The following is a 17697-nucleotide window of genomic DNA, read 5'->3' on the forward strand; positions in this document are numbered from 1 at the left end:
GCAGCATGGAAGTGAGCAAGACCAAGAGCAGCTTCTACCGCCGCCTATACGTGGCCTGGCTGATCGACAGTCAGACCGCGACCAGCGTGCCGGCGCTGATGGAGGCCACCGGCATGCCACGCCGCACGGCCCAGGACACCATCGCCGCCCTGGCCGACCTGGACATCGTCTGTGAGTTCGAGCAGCAGGAAGGCGCGCGCAATCATGCCGGGCATTACCGCATTCATGACTGGGGCGCGATCGACAAGCAGTGGATCATTCGGCATTTGCGCCAGATCCGCGAAGTGCTGGGGTATCCGTGATGCGGGGGGCAAAGTGCCCCCTGGCTTTTTCAGCCTTTACGCATACCGATATGCGCAATGTCATCCTCAAGGTATTCCTCACCCACCGCCTTAAACCCATGCCCGGCATAAAACCCTTGCAGGTGTGCCTGTGCCGACAGGTACACCGGCGTACCCGGCCAGCAATGCTCGGCCGCCTCCAGCCCTTTGAGCAGCAACGCATGCCCCAGCTTGAGCCCGCGCGCCGCAGGTGACGTGACCACGCGGCCGATGACCACATCGCCCCCTTGGGATTGCGGGTCGAGCAGGCGCAGGTAAGCCACCAGCTTGTCGTCTTGCCAGGCCATCAGGTGCAGGGTGTCGCCGGTCAGGTCCTGGCCATCGACTTCCTGATAGCTGCAGCGTTGCTCGACCACGAACACTTCAGTGCGCAACTGCAGGATGGCATAGAGCTGCTCCTTGCCGAGATCAGTGTGGTGCTTGCAAAGCCAGTCGATGGACATGGTCAGGAACTCCTTGAATGATCCGTCGATCATCGCAAATCCCAAGGCTACCGACGAGTGGCTGATTGCTGCAGGCGGTGTCATGCAGCCTTCGGCCAAAATAGAGGCAAAATGACACTATTGTCCGCTGCCTTCGGCTGCAGCTTTGTGTACGCTCAGCGGCAGTTGTGGTGAAGACCGCCTACACAGTGTGTGCCCTCCATTGCGAAAGGACTTGAGCATGCGGCCACTGCTTTGTGTTCTGGGGTTGCTGGCAGTGATGCTGGCCTCGCCCGCCCAGGGTCACGGCAAGCTGCGGCTTGTGGCGGACAACTGGCCACCGTTTACCGACACCAGCATGCCCGGCGGCGGTTTGGCGACCAGCATCGTCACCACTGCGCTGGCCCGGGCCGGATACACCAGCGCGTTCGAAGAAGTGCCCTGGGCGCGTGCGTTGATGGGCGTCAGCGAAGGGCGTTACGACGTGCTGATCAATGCCTGGCGCAACGACGCGCGTGCGCGCATCGGGCAGTTTTCCGACGCCTACCTGACTAACCGCATCCGCTTGCTCAAGCGCAAGGGTGAGGCGTTTGACTATCAGCATGCTGCCGATTTGTACCCGTACAGCATTGCCGTGGTGCGCGACTATGCCTACTCACCCGATTTCGACGGCGACACCCGCTTGCACAAGGTGCCTGTGCGCAACTTCTCGTCAGCCGTGCGCATGTTGGCGGCAGGCCGGGTGAACCTGGCGGTAGAAGATGAATACGTGGCCCGTTACAACCTGCAGCGCGAGCCGCAGGCGGTGCGTGAGGGTGTGGAACTGATCGACCCGCCACTGGCGCAGAACAGCCTGCATATTCTGGTCAGCCTGAAACACCCGCAACACCAGCAGATTGTCGAACGGTTCGAACAGGCGATTGCGGCGATGAAAGCTGATGGCAGTTATGCGCGCTTGTTACGCCAGCATGGCTTTTGATCTCTAATGCCGTGCTGGCCTCTTCGCGGGTAAACCCGCTCCCACACAAGCGATACACACCCCCTGTGGGAGCGGGTTCACCCGCGAAGAGGCCGCCACAGGCCACATAGCATTTAGGCCGGCGCGCTTTCCTTGGCCAGGTGCGCCGCCAACGTGCGCAATGGCCCCAACTGCCTGCAAATCAGTGCCAGCTGGGTCTGCACCAACCGCTGGTGCTCCCACACAAGCGATACACACCCCCTGTGGGAGCGGGTTCACCCGCGAAGAGGCCGCCACAGGCCACATAGCATTTAGGCGGGCGCGCTTTCCTTGACCAGGTGCGCCGCCAACGTGCGCAATGGCCCCAACTGCCTGCAAATCAGTGCCAGCTGGGTCTGCACCAACCGCTGGTGCTCCCACACAAGCGATACACACCCCCTGTGGGAGCGGGTTCACCCGCGAAGAGGCCGCCACAGGCCACATAGCATTTAGGCCGGCGCGCTTTCCTTGACCAGGTGCGCCGCCAGCGTGCGCAATGGCCCCAACTGCCTGCAAATCAGTGCCAGCTGGGTCTGCACCAACCGCTGGTGCTCATCCAGCTCTTCCGGCATCTGCTCCAGGTCGTTGGCCAGCGCTTCTTCGGCATCACTGTGGATCGCCACCGGTAGCCGCGCCGCCAGGCCATTGGCGATTTCATCCAGGCTGTTGGCCAGGCTTTGCCCCGCGCCCTCGATCAACTGCTCCTGCACCTCCGCCGGCAAGGTGGTGTCGCGGTGCGCGCCAAGCCCGGAGAGGTAGCTGAGCAGCGTGTGCGACAACACCAGGAAACGGAAGCCAACGTCCGCTTCCTTGCGGAAGTGCCCCGGCTCCATGAGCATGTTGGCCAGCGTGGTCGACAGCGCCGCATCGGCGTTGTGGGCATTGCGGCGGGCCAGGCGGTAGGCGAGGTCGTCGCGTTTGCCGTGGGCATACTGCTGCATGATCTGGCGCAGGTACACGCTGGCGCAGGCCAAAGTGTTGGCCAGCGCCTTGTTCAAGCGCCGGCCTTGCCAGTCGGGCAGGAACAGGAACACCGCCAGAATGGCGATCAGGCTGCCCACCAGGGTATCGAACAGGCGCGGCAGGAACAGGCCGTAGCCGTCGCCGATCTGGTTGAAGCAGAACAGCACCATCAAGGTGATCGCTGCGGTTGCCAAGGTGTACCGGGTGGTGCGGTTGACGAAGAACACCACCCCGGCGACCACGGCGAACATCGACTGGATGATCGGGCTGGGGAACAGGTCGAACAGGGCCCAGCCGACCGTCAAACCGATGGCCGTGCCGAACACCCGCTGCACCAGCTTGCGCCGGGTCGCGCCGTAGTTGGGCTGGCAGACGAACAGCGTGGTGAGGATGATCCAGTAGCCCTGGGTCGGGTGAATCAAATGCACCATGCCGTAGCCGATCGACAGTGCCAGCGACAGGCGCAGAGCGTGGCGGAACAGCAGCGAGGTCGGCGTGAGCTGGGTGCGCAGGCGGCTCAACACATCCTTCAGCGAGCGTGGCGAACGGTCGAGCAGGCTGCTGTCACTGGCATCGGCCAGGCTGTCCGGGTTGCTGGCGGCGCCCAGCAGGCGGTCGAGGGTGGCAAGGTTGGCCGCCAGTGCCCGCAACGACCGCAGCAGGCTACGCCAGGCCGGGTTGTTCTGGTTGCGCAAGTGCTCCAGGGAGGCGTTGAGGTCTTCCAGGGTGTCGGCAAACCGGCTGTCGAGCACGAACGGCTGGCGCAAGCGGATCGAGCGTGCCAGGTCTTGGCAGGCGGAGCCTTGATGACGCAGCAGGCGCTGGCAGCGGAACATCACGTCGCTGTGGAAGAACGCTTCGGCCAGTGCGTTGTACGGGTAATGCGAGGCGCTGACGCGCTCGTGAATATCCTGGGCCAGAAAGTACAGTTTCAGGTAACGGCTGACCTTGGAATTTGGCTGGCTGTTGCCGACCCGGTGCAGGATGATTTCCTTGGCAGCGTTGAGCGCCGCGACCACCTTGCCATTTTGCTGAGCCAGCTCCAGGCGGCGGGCCTCCAGGTCGAGGTTGCGGATGGGTTCGAACAGGTTGGCCTTGAGCTTGAGGTAGCGCCCCAGCTCGAAAAACAGTTTGGCCAGGCTTTGCTGCACCGGCTGATTGGAGAATAACGCTTGCCACAGCACCGACAGCAGGCCGTACCAGGCCGCGCCCGCCACCAGCAGCATCGGCTCGTGCCAGAAGTCATTCACCTGGCCGCCGCGTTGGTCCACGCCGATCATGGTGTACACCGACAAAATCAGCGTGGCTGAAGCGATCGCACCATAGCGCTCGCCCAGTGCACCGAGCATGGTCAGGCCAAAGGCCGCCAGGGCCAGGGCGCCGGCGAAGATCCAGGGGTAGGGGAACAGTAACTCGACCGACAGCGCGGCGATGGCAAAACACACCAGGGTTACCGCCAGCGCGCTGAGCCGGCCTTGCCAGCTGTCGTCGGTTTCGGCCAGGGCGCTGGCGATGATGCCCAGGAACAAGGGGATCAGCAGGGCCATTTCATCCTGGTACCAGCACAAGGCCATGCTGCCGGTAAGGGCGACCGTAACCCTGATGCTGTAGCTGAACTTGTCTTGGCCCCACAGGCGACGCAGTGACTGACGGAACGAGCTCGATGACATGATGGCCTTGGGCTGTGATCGAATGAATACAGTGCCGCACGGACCAGCAAGAAGCGTTCCGTGCTGCTGAATGGATTCTACTCTACACGAACTGCGCCGCAGCGTTAGCCGATGCCCATGCCCACTGGAAATTGAAACCGCCCAGGTGGCCGGTGACATCCAGCACCTCGCCAATGAAGTAAAGCCCCGGGGCTTTGAGCGACTCCATGGTCTTGGACGACACCTCGCGGGTGTCCACGCCGCCCAGCGTCACTTCGGCGGTGCGATAGCCCTCGGTGCCAGCCGGTACCACCTGCCAGGCTGCCAGTTTTTCGGCGATCTGGGCCAGTTCTGCCGGGGTGTACTGCTTCATCGGCTTCGATTCGAACCACTGCTCGGCCAACAGGTTGGCCAGCTTGCGGGTGAACACCTCGCCAAGCACCGTCTTCAGTTCCGCGTTGGCGCGCTCGGCCTGCTGCTGTTGCAGCCAGGTCAGTGCATCGCGGTCCGGCAGCAGGTTGATCTCCACCGTGTCGCCGGCCTCCCAGAACGAGGAGATCTGCAGAATCGCCGGGCCGCTCAGGCCGCGGTGGGTAAACAGCAGGTTCTCGCGGAAACTGGTGCCGTTGCAGCTGGCCGTGCAGTCCAGCGAGGTGCCCGACAGTTCAGTGCACAGTGCCTTGAGTTGGGGCTCGGTGATGGTGAAGGGCACCAGCCCGGCGCGGGTCGGCAGCAGGGTGTGGCCGAACTGGCGCGCCACCTGGTAGCCGAAACCGGTAGCACCCAGGGTCGGGATCGACAGGCCGCCGGTGGCGATCACCAGCGACTGGCAGGCGAACTGCCCGGCACTGGTTTGCAGCAGGTAGCCGTTTTCGGTTTTCTCGATGTGCGAGATGCTGGTGTCCATGCGCAACTCGGCACCGGCCTCGTCGCACTCGGCCAGGAGCATGTTGAGGATGTCGCTGGCCTTGTTGTCGCAGAACAGCTGCCCGAGCTTCTTCTCGTGATACGGCACGCCATGCTTGGCCACCAGCTCGATGAAGTCCCACTGGGTGTAGCGGGCCAGCGCCGACTTGCAGAAGTGCGCGTTGTGCGAAAGGAAGTTGGCAGGCTCGGTGTACATGTTGGTGAAGTTGCAGCGCCCGCCGCCGGACATGAGGATTTTCTTGCCTGGCTTGTTGGCGTGGTCGAGCAGCAGTACCCGGCGGCCACGGCGGGCGCTGAGCTGGGCGCACATCAGGCCGGCGGCGCCGGCGCCGAGGATGATCACGTCGGTGGTGTGCACGGGTTACCTCTTGAAGATTGCTGGGGCTGCCTTGCAGCCCTTTCGCGACACAAGGCCGCTCCTACAGGGGATCGCGTAACCCGTGTAGGAGCGGCCTTGTGTCGCGAAAGGGCCGCAAAGCGGCCCCAAAAGTTCTTTAAATGATGCGGACTTTCAGGGCGCGGCCCTTGATCTTGCCGCTGTTAAGGCGCTGCATCGCCTGCTTGGCCAGTGCCCGCTCCACTGCCACGAAGGCCTGGAAATCGAAGATGGCGATCTTGCCCACCTGCTTGCCCGGGATGCCGGCATCGCCGGTCAATGCGCCGAGGATGTCACCCGGGCGCAGTTTGTCCTTGCGCCCGGCAGCGATGCACAAGGTGCTCATCACCGGCAGCAGCGGCTCGCCACCTTTATTTTTCAGGCTGTCCAACTGGTCCCAGCGCAGCGGGCTCTTCTGCAGCGCTTCGATGGCCTGGGCGCGGTGGCCTTCGGCCGGGGCCACCAGGCTGACCGCAACACCCTTCTCGCCGGCACGGCCGGTACGGCCGACACGGTGCACGTGGATCTCGGCGTCACGCGCCAGCTCGACGTTGAGCACCATGTCCAGGCCGTCGATGTCCAGGCCGCGCGCGGCCACGTCGGTCGCCACCAGCACCGAGCTGCTGCGGTTGGCGAACATGGCCAGCACTTGGTCGCGGTCGCGCTGTTCGAGGTCACCGTGCAGGGCTTGGGCGACGATGCCTTTGGCCGTGAGGTGGGCGACCACGTCTTCGCACTGCTGCTTGGTGAAGCAGAACGCCACGCACGATTGCGGGCGATAGTGGCCGAGCACGCGGGTCACCGCTTCGAGGCGCTGTTGCGCGTCGATTTCGATGAAGCGTTGTTCGATCTGGTTGTCGGTGTGCAGGCTTTCGACCTTGACCTGCTGCGGGTTGCGCATGAAGTCTGCGGCAAGCTGCTTGATGCCGGACGGGTAGGTGGCCGAGAACAGCAGGGTCTGGCGGCGGGCCGGGGTCTTGCCGATGATGCTGGCGATGGCATCGAAGAAGCCCATGTCGAGCATGCGGTCGGCTTCGTCCAGGATCAGCGTGTTGAGCCCGTCGAGTACCAGGGTGCCTTTATCCAGGTGCTGCTGGATGCGCCCCGGGGTGCCGACGATGATGTGCGCACCGTGCTCTAGCGACGCGATCTGCGGGCCGAGCGAAACGCCGCCGCAGAGGGTCAGGATCTTGATGTTGTCTTCGGCGCGGGCCAGCCGGCGCAACTCTTTGGCGACCTGGTCGGCGAGTTCGCGGGTCGGGCACAGGACCAGCGCCTGGCAACCGAAGTAGCGCGGGTTGATCGGGTTCAGCAGGCCGATGCCGAACGCAGCGGTCTTGCCGCTGCCGGTCTTGGCCTGGGCGATCAGGTCCTGGCCCTTGAGGATGACCGGCAGGCTCTGGGCCTGGATCGGCGTCATCGAGGCATAGCCGAGGGCGTCCAGGTTGGCCAGCATGGCGGCGGACAGCGGCAGGGTGGCAAAGGCGGTGGATTCGGTGGTCACGAGGCGGGCCTGTGTGGCGAAGCGAAAAATGCCGCACAGTCTACCAGCCTCATGGCCATTCGCCCTACGACTCCATGTGTTGTTCCGGACGACGGGCACGCCTTCCGTCTGTCGGCGCCAGTTGCAGGAAGATCGCTGCGGCCAGCATGGCCATGATGCCGATGGTCACGAAGGTCAGCTGGAAGGCGCCCAAGGTGCTTTCCACCCCTTCGGCACTGCCCGCTGCCGTGAAGCCGCCCAGCAATGCCCCGGCGCAGGCCACACCCAGGCTCAGCGCCAGTTGCGCGACCACCGACAGCAGGCTGTTGCCGCTGCTGGCGCTGGCATCGTCGAGGTCGATCAGGGTCACCGTGTTCATGGCCGTGAACTGCATGGAGTTCACGGCGCCGAGCAGGCCCAGCTGTATCAGCAGCACGGCGTAGGGCGTCTGCTCGTCGACCAGGCCGAGGCTGGCCAGCAGCAGGCCCAGCAGCAGGGTATTGCCGGTGAGGATGATGCGGTAGCCGAAGCGCTCGATCAGCGGCCGGGCGATGGACTTGGCCAGCATCGCCGCTGCAGCCAGCGGGATCATGCTCATGCCTGCCTGGGCTGGTGAATAGCCCAATGCCACCTGCAACAGCAAGGGCACGAGGAAGGGCAGGGCGCCGCTGCCCAGGCGCGCGAACAGGTTGCCGAGGATGCCGATGGCAAAGGTGCGCACGCGGAACAGGCTGGGCGAGAACAACGGCTCGGGATCGCGCCCGGCCCGTAGCCAGTAGGCGGCCAGGCAGGCCATGCCAGCGAACAGCAGCAACATTACCCGCAAGTGCGGCAAGTGCAACTCGCCCAAGCCTTCCATGGCGATGGTGATCAGCACCATCGCCGCGCCGAACAAGAGGAAGCCTGGGCCATCGAAGCTGGTGCGCTCGGCGCCGCGCAGGTCAGGGATGAACTTCCACACGGCATAACAGCCGATGGCACCGACCGGTAGGTTGAGCAGGAAGATCCAGTGCCAGCTGAGGATTTCCACCAGCCAGCCACCGACCGTTGGGCCGAGCAGGGGGCCGAGCAGGCCGGGGATGGTGATGAAGCTCATGATCCGCACCAGCTCGGTGCGGGGGTAGGCGCGCAACACCACCAGCCGCCCGACCGGCAGCATCAGCGCACCGCCCAGGCCTTGAACGACGCGTGCCAGGATCAGAAAGCCCAGGCTGTTGGCGGCGGCGCACAACAGCGAGCCGAAGCTGAACAACAGGATTGCGCTGAAGAAGATGCGTTTGGTGCCAAAGCGGTCGGCGATCCAGCCGGAGGCGGGAATCAGCAAGGCCACGGTGAGCATGTAGGCGATGATCACGCCTTGCATGCGCAGCGGGTCCTCTTCCAGCGAGCGGGCCATGGCCGGCAGCGCGGTGTTGAGAATGGTGCCGTCCAGGGACTGCATGAAGAAAGCGATGGCCACGACCCAGGGGATCCAGCGGGCGGTGACGGGGTCCAGCGGGGTGCGTTCGGGCATGACGTCCTCGTTTGTCTGTGCCGGCCTCTTCGCGGGGCAAGCCCGCTCCCACAGGATCTCCACTGCCCTCGAATGGGGTGACATCTCTGTGGGAGCGGGCTTGCCCCGCGAAAGGGCCGCTAATGCCTATCACAATGTCAGGGTCAGGCCTTTGACCAATGCCCCCGGTAAATGACTCGACCCAGTACTGCGCTGTCCATAAGTACTGGTAGACAGGATCATCTCGCGCTCGCGCGTCAGGTCCTCCAGCTGGCTGCCCAGCAAACTGTACAGGCTGTCATCGAAGCGCATGGTACTTACCGGCCCCTGAATCTGGCCATTCTCCACCCAGAAGGTGGCAAAACGGGTCAGGCCGGTCATGCGTGCTGCTGGCAGGTCCGAGTAGTTCAGGTACCACAGGTTGCTGATATACAGCCCGGTGCCCAGCCGTTCGAGGATTGCTTCACTGGCCAGGTTGCCCGCCGCCAGGCTCAAGGCGCAGGGCGACTCGTAGCTGTCGGCGCCATTCGCCACCAGCGCGAACTCGGCCGCACTGCGTGCGCTGATCAGGCGCTGCACGGCTTGGCCTTGCTGGATCAGCGGCACATCGAGGCGGGGTGACCCCTCATCTGAAAACGCCGGGCTCAGCGAACCGCTGACCTGCTCGTCGAAGCTGACCAGCGGGCTCAGCTGGGCATCGCCGTTATACAGGCGCTGCAGGGCGCTGTTGCCAGTGGCCAGGGCCTGCGCAGAAAACCCGCCCCAGCACAGCATGCCGGCGATCTCGTCCATGGCCGCTGGCGACAGGTAGGCGCGGTAACTGCCCGGTTTCAAGGTGATGGCGGGGCGGCCCAGGAACGCCAGTTGCTCGCGGGCCTGGCGCAGGCGCGCGACGAACTCGTCAGCGCTCCAGGCCTGCCCGGCATAGTTGGCTTTCACGGCCTGGCCGTTGCTGTGGAACAGGCTCCAGTCCATGTTGAAACTGTTGGCCTGGTGCCAGCCAAAGGCCCCGAACGAGCTGGCGAAGCCGCGACAGATCGGCCCGGCGGCGTAGATGCCGACCAGGTCCAGGTCGCCGGCTTCCTGTTCGATCAAGGCCAGCACTTCATCCAGTTCCGGCAGCGTGTGGTCTTGCTGGCTGTGGCTGTTCCACGGGGTTTCGTCCAGGCGCAGGTAGGGATCGACGGCCAGCAGGGGCAGGGTCTGGCGCAGTTGGCCCAGGGCATCGGCCAGGCGCGCGCGGTCCTGCACGGCATCATCGCCCAGGGTGATCAACTGCTCGGCCTGGCGGCCATCACAGATCAGGCGCAGTTGCACACTGGCCTGGCTCACCTCGCCGGCCTGGCGCACCTTGGCATGGTTGAAGCGCACGAACTGTGACTGCTCGGCGCTGTAGCCAAAGGTGAACTGTTCGCCCGGCTGCAGGGCATCGCGCAGGGCGCCAAGCAGGCTTTCGAAGCGGTGTTGGGGTGTGGCGCTCATCAGGCGTCGCCTCCGAAGACATCGATCTGGCTGAACACGCAGGCCGGCGAAGCATGGCCAACCCGCACCACCTGGTTGGGCTCGCCTTTGCCGCAATTGGGCGTACCGAGCACCTGGAAGGTGCTGGCGTCGCCGACGGCGGACAAGTTGCGCCAGAACTGCGCCGAGATGCCGCGGTAGTTGGGGTTCTTGACGATGCCCTTGAGCTCGCCGTTTTCGATCAGTTGGCCCCACTCGCAGCCGAACTGGAACTTGTTGCGGGCATCGTCGATGGACCAGGAGCGGTTGGTGCGCATCAGGATGCCGTGCTCGATACCCTTGACCAACTGCGCCAGCGAGCGGTCGCCCGGCTCGATGTTGAGGTTGGCCATGCGGTCGATCGGTGCGCGGTTCCAGCCACAGGCACGGCTGTTGGCCACGCCGTCCAGGCCGGAGCGGAACTGCGACAGGGCGCCGCCCAACGGGCGCAGTAGCACGCCATCGCGGATCAGGAACTGCTTGCTGGCCTGGGTGCCGTCATCGTCGTAGCTGTAGCTGGCGAGTTCTTCGCCGATGGTCGGGTCGAAGGTCACGTTGAGCAGCTTCGAGCCGTACTGCAGGTGGCCGAAGTCACTGGCGTTGACGAAACTGGTGCCGGCGTAGTTGCGCTCGTCGCCGAGAATGCGGTCCATCTCCAGCGGGTGGCCGATGGACTCGTGAATCTGCAGCATCATCTGGTCGGGCATCAGCAGCAGGTCACGCGGGCCGCTGGGCGTATTGGGCGCCAACAGCAGTTGCAGCGCCTCGTCGGCGACCCGCCGGGCGGCGCCGACCAGGCCACAGCGCTCGATGACCTCGAAGCCACCCTGCTGGCCAAAGTTGTCCCGGCCCAGGCTGCGGCTCTGGCTGTCTTGGCCGTCGCTGGCCGTCACGCTCAGGCCTGGGAACAGGAAGCGCTGGGCGTGGCGCAACTCGGCGCCGGCGGAGTTGAGGTAGGTTTGTTCGACCAGGGTGATGTCCAGGCCGGCTTGCCAATCCACCAGGCGGCTGTCCTGGGGCACGCTGGCCGACTCGGCGGCGAGCAGGCCCAGGCAATCGGCGAGGTTGGGCAGTGGCTGGTCGAAGTTGGGCGAGACATGGTCGTGGCGTGCGCTGGTCACCGGTTGGTCGCGCAGGTCCAGCAGGCTATGCCTGGCGATCTGCCGGGCCAGCGCTTCGGCGCGTTCGAGCGCCTGCTGCAAGCCTTGTTGGGACAGGTCGGCGGTGGCCGCATAGGCCTCAACGCCGCTGACCCGCACGGTGAGCATGGCGCCCTCGTCCTGGCTGAAGAAGGGCGGCTCGGCCACATTGCGACGCACAGACAATGCCTGGTACGACTGCTTCACATGACGCAGGGAAAACAACTCGGCCGTGCTGCGCAGCCCAGCAAAGCGCTGGCGCAACAGGGCGCTGGAATCAAACATGCGGGAACCTCCGAGTCAGTGGTGGCTCCCCCTAGAACCACGCCACTCGCATGCTCAGGCCCGTATCGTCACGGGCCACGAGCAATGCCAGCTCATTATGGCAGCCAGGTACTTCCCTGGTCAGGAAATAACGCGGGCCGTTCAACCACCGCCCTCCCAGCAATGGGGCGGCGTTGTTACGCCCACTTTCTGGATGGCGGCCTTCAACATAGCATTCAGATGCGCTGCGACATGGTGCGAGGTGTCCGTCAGCAAGTAGACGTGGTGCTTTTCGAGGTCGGGCAAGCCCAGCCCTTCCACGTACGCGAGTGAGGTATCCGTGCTATCCAGCCCTTCGACAATGCCCACGGCCAGGCCACTTCTCATGCAGGCCAGTACCGCGTGCCAGTTGGCGCTTTCCAGCAGCACACGGTACGCAATGCCGTGGGCTTTCAGTGCCTGCAAGGCCGCCTCCCGGTACGGGCAACCCTTCAACTGCAGTGCCAGCGGCAAGGGGCGATTGGGGTCATGGCTGAATCCAGGCGCTGCGGCCCAGCGCGGCTGCGTCGAGCGAAGCCACTCGCCTTGCTGCCAGTCGTCACTGCTGACCGCTACAGCCAGGTCCAGCCGCTGTCGCGCAAACAGGTCGATGAGCTCTGCGCTGGATCGCGCTACAGCCTCCAACTCCAGCTTCGGGTTGTTGGCCACGAACACCGGTAGAAAGTCGCTCATGAGGTTGGCGGCATAACCGTCGGGTACGCCTATGCGCACCTTGCCGGTCATCTGCTGTGGCGACAGCGTGGCCAGTAGCCTGTCGTGAGCCATCAAGAAACGTGTCGCTTCGCCCATCAGCTGACGGCCCGCAGGGGTTAGCTCCACCGACTGGTTACTGCGTGTGAACAATTGTTGCCCGATCTTTCCCTCCAGCTTCTGGATCTGCGTCGTCACCGCCGATGGGCTGCGGTGGACGTAGTCGGCCGCCGCCTTGAAACGGCCTAGCCGGGCCACTGCCTGGAAGGTTCTCAGTACATCGATGTCGAGGCCTTTGCCCATGGAGCCACCTGATTTGGTCGGATCGAACCAGCGCTTCGATTTAATCAACTGTACAGCCTTTATACCCACTCTTACTGTGGGGTCGAAGCCCGCATGCCCCCTGAATTGCAATGGAATGATACGGATGAGCCTGAACGACTTCGTGGTAGATGCACTCGTGCGCAACCCCGCTTACCAGCACGCACGACTATGGACTGTCGAGAACCACGAGAAGTACTCGACATTGGCCCAGCCTGAGCCGGGACCTGAAAGCGACCACCGTTTCAACCACGAGATATTTCTGCTTATGCGCGCCTTGAATGAGCAAGGCGTAGGTCAGAGCGGGCTCTGTGCTGATGCAGAGGGGCAGGGGGCGCTCAAGGCCGTCATCGGCGACGTTGCCGAGCGGTTGGCAGCGCTGAGCAGTGGGCGCCGCGTGCACTATGTGGAGCTGGGCCCGGAGCCGATCAAAAGCGCCTGCTTGCTGAAGCGAATGGTCGAGACGTCCAGCTCCATCCGCTACACCGCCATCGATATCAACCAGACCTCGCAAGCCGCGATGAGCGATGCCGTGGGGCCCATCGTGCGCGAGGATGGCAGTTTCAATTACATCGCCGCTGATTACCGCACCGTAACCCATGAGGATTTGCGTCACGATCAGGAGCTCACACTGATCACCCTGCTTGGGTTTCAGGAAGGTAACGAGCTGCCAGTGAGCACTGGGCGGCTGATTCGTAGCCTTGCAGGTAACACCACCTACATCCTTTCGGAAATGCAGGTCTACGACGAAGGCCTGGAAAGTACCATCCTCAAGTTCTACGCCAACCCCTGCATGCTCCAGTTCTCCCAAATGGTCGCGCTTCAACAAGGCTTCATCCCCTCGGGCGAGCATGAAGCCATGCTCGTACCGCTACGCATTCAGGATGAACCCATCCATGTAGCGGTAACCCTGCAACCTGTGCAGCGTCTGCAGCAACGTGGGTACCTGCTGACCAACATCTGCCTCAAGTACACGCCCGAACAGTTCCGTCGCATCAGGGCCCGGCATTGCAACTGCAGTGTGGTGGACGAGTTCGCCAGTGGTGATGGCTCGGTGCGCTACCAGATCGCGAAGTACCTTCAGTAGTGACTCTACGGGGACAGACACATCATGAATCCTTCAGACACCTTACCCCTGTTCGAACGCGGCGTAGGGCGCGTGAAGCTGGCGCTCAAGTCGACATTGAAGCGCACGCCGCGGCCATCGCCTATCTGCCTCAGTGAGCAGTTGCCCTGGTCGGACGATTTGCTTTGCCAGCACGGGCCCGTCCTCAGCGACACCCGAACACTTGGGCAGCTTGGGTATGCCGACAGCCCGCACGCCAAAATCGCAGCGGACAGCATCACCGGGGTGGCGGTTGTGCATCGGCTGTTCACGCCCGAGGGCGTTGCGGCCTTGCAAGGCATCTGCAGCCGTCTGGAGGAGGGGGCGAGTGACAGCGACTGGATCATTTCGCGGCGTACGCGAGGGGTGACGGCTTTATCATCGTTCATCAACGACATGATGTGCAGCCGCTCATTCCTGTTAGCTGTCTCGCGCATTGCAGGCGTGCCGCTGGTGCCTTACCCCATGGTCAATGCGCGCTCGCAGGTCAACTATTTCTACCCCAAGCCTGTCGAGCAACAGCAGCAACTCGGCATGTGGCACACAGACGGCACCAATTACGTGCTGAACATCGTGCTGTCGGGGGCCTGCGAATACAGCGGGGGCGAATTCCTGTTCCATAACGGCACTGTCGACAGCTTTGATGCGCTGGATCACCGTACCTTCGAAAATGCGCACCTGGACGCACCTGGCGATGCCTTGTTCATCTATGGCAGCCGATTGTTCCACGGTGTGCGCCCGGTGGTCAGCGGGCGACGCATGTCGTTGGTGCTGTCCTTTCATTGTCCCTACTTTGGTGACGACTCCAACCGGTTTTGGCACTTGGCCTCCGACGATGGCATCCCTGCGACGATCCCTAAATGGTTGGGGTTGCGCTGGGCCTTGCAGCGATCAGCAGCCCGCCAGTTTTCAAGAATAGGCATCGAGCCGATTACGTTCGCGCAATTGCATCACACAGGGGCGTGAACATGCCAAGCAGTGCGCCGTACCTGATCCTGCTGCAAGTCATCTTTGTCCTTTCCTGGAGTTCGGGCTTTATTGGTGCCCGGCTGGGCACGGAAGACGCGGGTGCCATCAACCTGCTGTTCTGGCGGTTTCTGCTGGTCAGCATCTGCCTGCTGCCTTTTGTCGTGCATCGGCTGCGTGCGCTTACGTGGGCGCAGATACGCTACAACGCCGTCATTGGTTTCCTGGCTCAGTTTGCCTATCTGGTCAGTGTCTACATCGCCATCCGGGGCGGGCTACCGGCGGGGATTGCCGCCATCATTTGTGCGCTGCAGCCATTGATCACGGCATCGATGAGCAACAACAGCCAGCATGAGCGCAGTGGTCGGCAGGAATGGCTCGGGCTTGGGGTGGGGTTCGCCGGCGTCAGCATGATCATTTTTGCAGAGTACAGCCTGTCTGCGAGCCAGCTTAGCCTCTGGCTTTACGCCCTGCCGCTGATCGCCGCCATCACGTTGTCCATTGCCACGCTGTATCAGCGTCGGCAATCGATCATGGCGACGGACCACAGCAAGGACGGTCTGCTGATGCCGTTGTTTCTGCAATCGACTGCGACACTGCTGCTGCTCACGGCTACAGGCTTGCCACTGGGGTTGATCGAAGTGCCTGCCAGCACACAGGTCTGGGCGGCGGTCGCATGGCTGACCCTGTTCTCCACGTTCATTGCCTACCTGAGCCTGTGGATATTGCTGACAAAGCTCTCGGCGACCCGCGTCTCGGCACTGGTCTACCTCGAGCCACCGGTGACGTTGTTATGGGCGGCGTTGATGTTCGGGGACGTGATCCATTGGACAACTTATGTGGGCATTGCGGTGGTCGCGGCAGGTATCGCCATCACCCGCCAGCCGCGCAGGTCGGCCACGCCTGCCAATGCGCTGAGCGACACGGGTGACAGATAGAGGCTCGTGAGCGCGGCACTGCGCTGGTGGCTAGAACCACCCGTCTTGCATGGTGATGCAGGTGTCATCGCGTACCTCGAGCAATGCCAGCTCATTGTGGCAGCCCGGTACTTCCCAGGTCAGGAAGTAGCGCGCGGCCTGGAGCTTGCCGAGGTAGAAGTCGCGGTCGTCGGCGTTGCCTTTGAGCAGGCCGAGTTCGGCGTGGATCGCCTGTTCCAGCCAGCGCCAGCCGACCACGCAGTGGCCGAAGGCCTTGAGGTACAGGGCCGAGTTGCCCAGGGCGGTGCTGACGTTGCCCTGGGCCATGTCACCCAGCAGGGAAAGGGTGACGGCCTGCAGGCGATTGACCAACTGCTCCAGCGGCTGGCGCAGGGTGTCGAGGCCAGGGTGGTGGCTGGCGCGCTCGGCTGTGCTGGCGATCAGGCGGATCAGTTGCTTGAGCCCGGCGCCGCCGTTTTGCGCAAGCTTGCGGCCGAGCAGGTCGAGCGACTGGATGCCTTCAGTGCCCTCGTGAATCGGGTTCAGGCGGTTGTCGCGGTAATACTGCTCAACGGGGTATTCGCGGGTGTAGCCATGGCCGCCGAGGACCTGGATCGCTAACTCATTGGCTTTGAGGCAGAAGGCCGATGGCCAGGATTTGACGATCGGGGTCAACAGGTCGAGCAGTGCCTGGGCGTGTTGCCGGGTGCTCTCGTCGTCGGCTGTCTGGGTGTCGTCGAACAGGCGTGCGGCGTACAGGCCAAGGTCGAAGGCGCCTTCAACGTAAGCCTTCTGCGTCAGCAGCATGCGCTTGACGTCGGTATGCCCGATGATCGGCACGGCAGGGCTGTGCGGGTCCTTGTTGTCCGGCAACCGCCCTTGTGGCCGCTGGCGCGCGTAGTCCAGCGAGTACAGGTAGCCGGCATATCCGAGCATCACCGCGCCCATGCCAACGCCGATGCGCGCCTCGTTCATCATCTGGAACATGCAGGCCAGGCCCTGGTGCGGCTGGCCGACCAGGTAGCCGATGCACTGGCCATTGTCGCCGAAGTTCAACGCCGTCGAGGTGGTGCCGCGCCAACCCATCTTGTGGAACAGGCCAGCCAGCAGCACATCGTTACGCTCGCCACGGCTGCCATCCGGGTTCACCCGGTACTTGGGCACGATGAACAGCGAGATGCCCTTCACCCCGGGAGGTGCATCCGGCAGCTTGGCCAGCACCATGTGCACGATGTTTTCCGACAGCTCGTGGTCGCCGCCAGAGATGAATATCTTGTTGCCCTTGAGCCGGTAGCTGCCATCGCCAGCGGGTTCGGCGCGGGTGCGGATATCGGCCAGGGACGAGCCCGCATGCGGCTCGGTCAACGCCATGGTGCCGAAGTAGCGGCCGTCGATCATCGGCTGCAGGAACAGGCGTTTTTGTTCGTCGGTGCCGAAGCTTTCGATCAGGTTGGCCGCGCCCATGGTCAGGAATGGGTAGGCCGTGGTGCCAGCGTTGGCGGCCTGGAAGTGCGCAAAGCAGGCCTGCGAGACCAGGCTGGGCAACTGCATGCCGCCGACTTCGAAGTCGCGGTTGGCGTTGAGAAAGCCCGCTTCGAGGAAGGCGTCCACGGCCGGTTTCACCTCGGGGATCAACTCGGCGCGGCCGTCCACGTAGCGCGGCTCGTTTTCATCGGCCTTGCGGTTGTGCGGCGCAAAGTACTTTTCGGCGATGGTACGGGCGGTGGCCAGCGCCGCGTCGAAGGTTTCGCGGCTGTGCTCGGCGAAGCGCGGGCGCTGGGTGAGGGCTTCGGCGTCGAGGACTTCGTAGAGCTCGAAGGCGAGGTTGCGAGGGCTGAGCAGGGTCTCGGGCATGGGGGCGGTCCTTGAGCGGGATGCTGCGAGTGTAGGGAATCGGGTGGGGTGGGGGGAGGTTAATAGGTTTGGGTGATATGGGTTTAGAAAGTGCAATGAGACCTAGCGGTCTGGCATCCGTTGAGATCTTATTTCCCATGCAAAACAGGGAAATCCATACCAGCACGTGGGTTTGGTTGACCCTTGTCGTTGCATCTGAAGGGGCTAAAGTCTGGAGTCTTTGGTGGCTCT

At 63.4% G+C, this 17697-nt stretch carries 14 protein-coding genes and 2 pseudogenes; 5 read left to right on the plus strand and 11 right to left on the minus strand.

The annotated features are described in order from the left end of the window. The first annotated feature begins 5 nt into the window (after positions 1 to 5). Positions 6 to 302, plus strand: coding sequence for a winged helix-turn-helix domain-containing protein (locus tag AB7M33_RS11195; RefSeq protein ID WP_003249396.1), 297 nt, complete (start codon positions 6 to 8; stop codon positions 300 to 302). A gap of 29 nt (positions 303 to 331) precedes the next feature. On the opposite strand, the gene AB7M33_RS11200 is transcribed toward AB7M33_RS11195, so the two are convergent. Beyond that, positions 332 to 784, minus strand: a complete 453-nt coding sequence (locus AB7M33_RS11200; RefSeq protein ID WP_027592469.1) for a GNAT family N-acetyltransferase — start codon at positions 782 to 784, stop codon at positions 332 to 334. A gap of 220 nt (positions 785 to 1004) precedes the next feature. Between AB7M33_RS11200 and AB7M33_RS11205 the strand changes: the two genes are divergently transcribed. Further along, positions 1005 to 1742, plus strand: coding sequence for a substrate-binding periplasmic protein (locus tag AB7M33_RS11205; protein WP_274882949.1), 738 nt, complete (start codon positions 1005 to 1007; stop codon positions 1740 to 1742). Between the two features lie 290 nt (positions 1743 to 2032). Here AB7M33_RS11205 and AB7M33_RS11210 read toward each other — a convergent pair. The 9 genes and pseudogenes from AB7M33_RS11210 to AB7M33_RS11250 form a co-directional block, all read right to left on the minus strand. Beyond that, positions 2033 to 2137 (minus strand): annotated as a pseudogene (locus AB7M33_RS11210) (hypothetical protein); the annotation flags it as partial. Between the two features lie 72 nt (positions 2138 to 2209). Continuing rightward, a complete protein-coding gene (gene yccS / locus AB7M33_RS11215; protein ID WP_454242845.1) occupies positions 2210 to 4393 on the minus strand; it encodes a YccS family putative transporter in 2184 nt (727 codons plus the stop codon). Between the two features lie 82 nt (positions 4394 to 4475). Then, positions 4476 to 5657 (minus strand): BaiN/RdsA family NAD(P)/FAD-dependent oxidoreductase, encoded by a 1182-nt coding sequence (locus AB7M33_RS11220; RefSeq protein WP_099455527.1) that lies wholly within the window; start codon positions 5655 to 5657, stop codon positions 4476 to 4478. 136 nt (positions 5658 to 5793) lie between these two features. Next, positions 5794 to 7131 (minus strand): ATP-dependent RNA helicase DbpA, encoded by a 1338-nt coding sequence (gene dbpA / locus AB7M33_RS11225; protein ID WP_238348789.1) that lies wholly within the window; start codon positions 7129 to 7131, stop codon positions 5794 to 5796. 112 nt (positions 7132 to 7243) lie between these two features. Beyond that, on the minus strand, positions 7244 to 8671 hold the full coding sequence (gene mdtD / locus AB7M33_RS11230; protein ID WP_099430611.1) for a multidrug transporter subunit MdtD: 1428 nt from the start codon (positions 8669 to 8671) through the stop codon (positions 7244 to 7246). Positions 8672 to 8800: 129 nt separating this feature from the next. Continuing rightward, positions 8801 to 10132 (minus strand): TldD/PmbA family protein, encoded by a 1332-nt coding sequence (locus AB7M33_RS11235; RefSeq protein ID WP_454242846.1) that lies wholly within the window; start codon positions 10130 to 10132, stop codon positions 8801 to 8803. Next, a complete protein-coding gene (locus AB7M33_RS11240; protein ID WP_186677300.1) occupies positions 10132 to 11574 on the minus strand; it encodes a TldD/PmbA family protein in 1443 nt (480 codons plus the stop codon). Before AB7M33_RS11240 ends, AB7M33_RS11235 begins: the two co-directional genes overlap by 1 nt. A 31-nt stretch (positions 11575 to 11605) precedes the next feature. Beyond that, positions 11606 to 11719: pseudogene (locus AB7M33_RS11245) on the minus strand (hypothetical protein); the annotation flags it as partial. Then, entirely contained in the window at positions 11716 to 12606 is an 891-nt protein-coding gene (locus AB7M33_RS11250) for a LysR substrate-binding domain-containing protein (protein WP_085272286.1), read from the minus strand. The gene AB7M33_RS11250 and the pseudogene AB7M33_RS11245, both read right to left, overlap by 4 nt. Positions 12607 to 12730: 124 nt before the next feature. On the opposite strand from AB7M33_RS11250, the gene AB7M33_RS11255 reads away from it, so the two are divergent. Genes AB7M33_RS11255 through AB7M33_RS11265 form a run of 3 tightly spaced genes read left to right on the plus strand, consistent with a single transcriptional unit; the run spans position 12731 to position 15633 of the window. Continuing rightward, positions 12731 to 13711 (plus strand): hypothetical protein, encoded by a 981-nt coding sequence (locus AB7M33_RS11255; protein WP_238215707.1) that lies wholly within the window; start codon positions 12731 to 12733, stop codon positions 13709 to 13711. A 24-nt stretch (positions 13712 to 13735) separates the two neighbouring features. Beyond that, on the plus strand, positions 13736 to 14695 hold the full coding sequence (locus tag AB7M33_RS11260; protein ID WP_454242847.1) for a 2OG-Fe(II) oxygenase: 960 nt from the start codon (positions 13736 to 13738) through the stop codon (positions 14693 to 14695). A 2-nt stretch (positions 14696 to 14697) separates the two neighbouring features. Continuing rightward, positions 14698 to 15633: a DMT family transporter gene (locus tag AB7M33_RS11265; RefSeq protein ID WP_454242848.1), complete on the plus strand. Its 936-nt coding sequence runs from the start codon at positions 14698 to 14700 to the stop codon at positions 15631 to 15633. Between the two features lie 30 nt (positions 15634 to 15663). On the opposite strand, the gene AB7M33_RS11270 is transcribed toward AB7M33_RS11265, so the two are convergent. Beyond that, entirely contained in the window at positions 15664 to 17466 is a 1803-nt protein-coding gene (locus AB7M33_RS11270; protein ID WP_454242849.1) for an acyl-CoA dehydrogenase, read from the minus strand. Positions 17467 to 17697 lie beyond the last annotated feature (231 nt).

The organism is Pseudomonas sp. Y3 TE3536, assembly GCF_053629175.1.

Excerpts from the sequence above, each read along its gene's own strand:
- AB7M33_RS11195 (WP_003249396.1), top strand. The coding sequence starts at position 6 with ATGGAAGTGAGCAAGACCAAGAGCAGCTTCTACCGCCGCCTATACGTG.
- AB7M33_RS11200 (WP_027592469.1), bottom strand. The coding sequence starts at position 784 with ATGTCCATCGACTGGCTTTGCAAGCACCACACTGATCTCGGCAAGGAG.
- AB7M33_RS11205 (WP_274882949.1), top strand. The coding sequence starts at position 1,005 with ATGCGGCCACTGCTTTGTGTTCTGGGGTTGCTGGCAGTGATGCTGGCC.
- yccS (WP_454242845.1), bottom strand. The coding sequence starts at position 4,393 with ATGTCATCGAGCTCGTTCCGTCAGTCACTGCGTCGCCTGTGGGGCCAA.
- dbpA (WP_238348789.1), bottom strand. The coding sequence starts at position 7,131 with ATGCTGGCCAACCTGGACGCCCTCGGCTATGCCTCGATGACGCCGATC.
- mdtD (WP_099430611.1), bottom strand. The coding sequence starts at position 8,671 with ATGCCCGAACGCACCCCGCTGGACCCCGTCACCGCCCGCTGGATCCCC.
- AB7M33_RS11235 (WP_454242846.1), bottom strand. The coding sequence starts at position 10,132 with ATGAGCGCCACACCCCAACACCGCTTCGAAAGCCTGCTTGGCGCCCTG.
- AB7M33_RS11240 (WP_186677300.1), bottom strand. The coding sequence starts at position 11,574 with ATGTTTGATTCCAGCGCCCTGTTGCGCCAGCGCTTTGCTGGGCTGCGC.
- AB7M33_RS11250 (WP_085272286.1), bottom strand. The coding sequence starts at position 12,606 with ATGGGCAAAGGCCTCGACATCGATGTACTGAGAACCTTCCAGGCAGTG.
- AB7M33_RS11255 (WP_238215707.1), top strand. The coding sequence starts at position 12,731 with ATGAGCCTGAACGACTTCGTGGTAGATGCACTCGTGCGCAACCCCGCT.
- AB7M33_RS11260 (WP_454242847.1), top strand. The coding sequence starts at position 13,736 with ATGAATCCTTCAGACACCTTACCCCTGTTCGAACGCGGCGTAGGGCGC.
- AB7M33_RS11265 (WP_454242848.1), top strand. The coding sequence starts at position 14,698 with ATGCCAAGCAGTGCGCCGTACCTGATCCTGCTGCAAGTCATCTTTGTC.
- AB7M33_RS11270 (WP_454242849.1), bottom strand. The coding sequence starts at position 17,466 with ATGCCCGAGACCCTGCTCAGCCCTCGCAACCTCGCCTTCGAGCTCTAC.